Origin of the sequence: Paraburkholderia piptadeniae (assembly GCF_900007165.1) — a bacterium.
Taxonomy (GTDB): Bacteria; Pseudomonadota; Gammaproteobacteria; order Burkholderiales; family Burkholderiaceae; genus Paraburkholderia; species Paraburkholderia piptadeniae.
The window spans coordinates 1-3,102 of the sequence record NZ_CYGY02000075.1 but is presented as its reverse complement, the minus strand read 5'-3'; the positions used below and the strand labels follow the sequence as shown (position 1 = coordinate 3,102).

Sequence of the window (3,102 nt, the reverse complement as noted above, 5' to 3'; positions counted from 1 at the left end):
CAGGCCGCGCGCTATGCGGACACGGCGGCGTTGTTCCAGGCGCTCGGCGGCGGCTGGTGGAACGACACGGCGACGAGCCAGGCAGCCCAGGCCACGCCAGCGGCCGCTCCGGCGTCTGCGACGCCGCAGTGAATTCTTTTGCAATGGCCGCGCGTCGCATGCGATCGACGACAGCGCCGCCGGACGAGTTTGTGCCTCATGTCGACAGGAGTTAGCGCTTCAGCGCTTACTCCCGTCCCATGCAGAGCAGTTTGCCGTGCAAGGACAAGACGACGATGACAACGAAAAGACCCATGACCAGGCGGATGATCATCATGCTGATCTGCGTGGGCGTATTGCTCGGCGCGCTGGTCGGCTTCAATCGGTTCAGGGCGCACATGCTCAAAAAATTCATGGCGAGCAATACCGTGCCGCCCGCGACCGTGACGGCAGCTGTCGCGGGCTATCAGACGTGGCAGCCGCAGCTTGCCGCCGTGGGCAGCCTGCGCGCGGTGCGCGGCGTCGACGTGACGACGGAAGTGGCCGGGCTCGTACGCGAAATCGCGTTCGGCTCGGGCCAGGAGGTGAAGGCAGGCCAGGTGCTCGTGCGCCTGAACGACAATTCGGACCGCGCGCAGCTCGCGTCGCTGCAGGCCGCTGCGGAACTCGCGCAAACCGTCTACAAGCGCGACAAGGCGCAATTCGACATTCAGGCGATTGCGAAGGCGCAACTCGACGCCGATGCCGCCGACCTGAAGAGCAAGAAAGCCCAGGTCGATCAGCAGGCCGCGCTCGTCGAAAAGAAAACGATACGCGCGCCCTTCGCGGGACGCGTCGGCATCACGACGGTCAACCCGGGCCAGTACATCAATCCGGGCGATGCGATCGTCACGTTGCAAGCCATCGATCCGATCTACGCCGACTTCTACCTGCCGCAACAGCAGCTCGGGCAATTGCAGGTTGGCCAGGCGATCGTCGTCGATACGAATGCGTTCAGCAACCGCACGTTCGACGGCAAGATCCGCTCGATCAATCCGCGCGTGGACAGCACGACGCGCAACGTGCAGATCGAAGCGACCGTCGACAACCGCGAGCGCAAGCTGCTGCCCGGCATGTATGCGAACGTGAAGATCGACGCGGGCACCGTGCAGCGCTATCTGACCTTGCCGCAAACGGCGATCACCTATAACCCCTACGGCGCGACCGTGTTCGTCGTGAAGCCGGGCGCGCAAAAGAACGCGCAAGGCAAGATCATGCCCGTCGCGCAGCAGGTGTTCGTCACGCCTGGGCCGACGCGCGGCGATCAGGTCGCGATTCTCAAGGGCATCAGCGAAGGCGCGCAGGTCGTGACGAGCGGCCAGTTGAAGCTGAAGAACGGCACGCCGCTCGTGATCGACAACCGCGTGCTGCCGGCGGATAACCCGAACCCGACGCCTCAGGAACAATAAGAGGCCGCCCGATGAAATTCACCGACATCTTCATTGAACGCCCGGTGCTCGCATCGGTGGTGAGTCTGCTGATACTCGTGCTCGGCTTGCGATCGCTATCCGCGCTGAAGGTCGGCGAATATCCGCAGACCGAAAACGGTGTGGTGACGATCACCACTTCGTACTACGGCGCGAGTGCCGACACGATGGCCGGCTTCATCACGCAGCCGCTCGAATCCGCGATCGCGCAGGCCCAGGGCATCGACTACATGTCGTCGACGAGCAGCACGGGCGTCTCGACGATCACCGCGACGCTGCGCCTGAACTACGACTCGAATCGTGCGCTGACGGAGATCAACACGCAGATCGCGTCGGTGCGCAACCAGTTGCCGCCGCAAGCGCAGCAGCCGGTGCTGACCGTGCAGGTGGGCCAAACCACCGACGCCATGTACATGGGCTTCTACAGCGACGTGCTGCCGAGCAACAACGTCACCGACTATCTGCTGCGCGTCGTGAAGCCGAAGCTCGATTCGATCCAGGGCGTGCAGACGGCGGAAATTCTCGGCGGCCGTCAGTTCGCGCTGCGCGCCTGGCTCGATTCGAACCGGCTCGCCGCGCACAACGTCACGGCCGCCGATGTCTTCACGGCTCTCGGCAACAACAACTATCTGGCGACGCTCGGCACGACCAAAGGCCAGATGATCAGCGTCGATCTGAACGCGGGCACGGACCTGCATTCCGTCGACGACTTCAAGAAGCTCGTCGTCAAGCAGAAGAACGGCGCGATCGTGCGCCTCGAAGATGTCGCAAACGTGGTGCTCGGCGCGGACAACTACGATTTCAACGTCGCGTTCAGCGGCAAACGTTCGGTGTTCATCGGCATCAAGGTGGCGCCCGATGCAAACGTGCTCGACGTCGCGAAGCGCGTGAGAACGATTTTCCCGGACCTGCAGAAGCAGTTCCCCACAGGCATGACGGGCGACATCGTCTACGACGCGACCGACTTCATCAACACGGCGATCGAAGAAGTGGTGAAGACGCTCGTCGAAGCGCTGCTGATCGTGACGGTCGTGATCTTCCTTTTTCTCGGCAGTTTCCGCGCGGTGATCGTGCCCGTGATCGCGATGCCCCTCTCGCTGATCGGCACGTTCTTCGTGATGCAACTGCTCGGCTATTCGATCAATCTGCTGACACTGCTCGCGCTCGTGCTCGCGATCGGGCTCGTCGTCGACGATGCGATCATCGTGGTCGAGAACGTCGACCGGCATATGAAGGAGGAAGGCAAGCAGCCCTTCGAAGCCGCGCTGATCGCCGCGCGCGAACTCGGCGGACCGATTCTCGCGATGACGGTCGTGCTGGTTGCCGTGTACTTGCCGATCGGTTTTCAGGGCGGACTGACGGGCGCGCTCTTCACCGAGTTCGCATTCACGCTGGCGGGCGCCGTGACCGTATCGGGCGTGATCGCGCTGTCTCTATCGCCGATGATGTGCTCGCGCTTCTTCCGCACCGACCAGGAGTCGGGCCGCTTCGCGCGCTTCGTCGACCGGCAGTTCGAGCGCGTGCATCGCGGCTATGGGCGTCTTCTGCATGCGATGCTCGACACGTGGCCCGTGTTCATCGTGATGGGCGCGCTGCTTTTGTGCGGCACCGTGTATCTCTTCATGACGTCGAAATCGGAGCTTGCGCCGCAGGAGGA

General features: G+C 63.1%; 2 protein-coding genes. Both read left to right on the top strand.

Annotated features, from left to right (window positions below; translation table 11 throughout):
* Positions 1 to 275 precede the first annotated feature (275 nt).
* The gene (locus tag BN2476_RS35225) at positions 276 to 1,427 is read left to right on the top strand and encodes an efflux RND transporter periplasmic adaptor subunit (RefSeq protein WP_087738940.1); all 1,152 of its coding nucleotides are present in this window, start codon (positions 276 to 278) and stop codon (positions 1,425 to 1,427) included.
* 11 nt (positions 1,428 to 1,438) lie between these two features.
* Positions 1,439 to 3,102: efflux RND transporter permease subunit (locus BN2476_RS35220; protein ID WP_160111813.1), on the top strand; the 1,664-nt coding region annotated here is incomplete at its 3' end.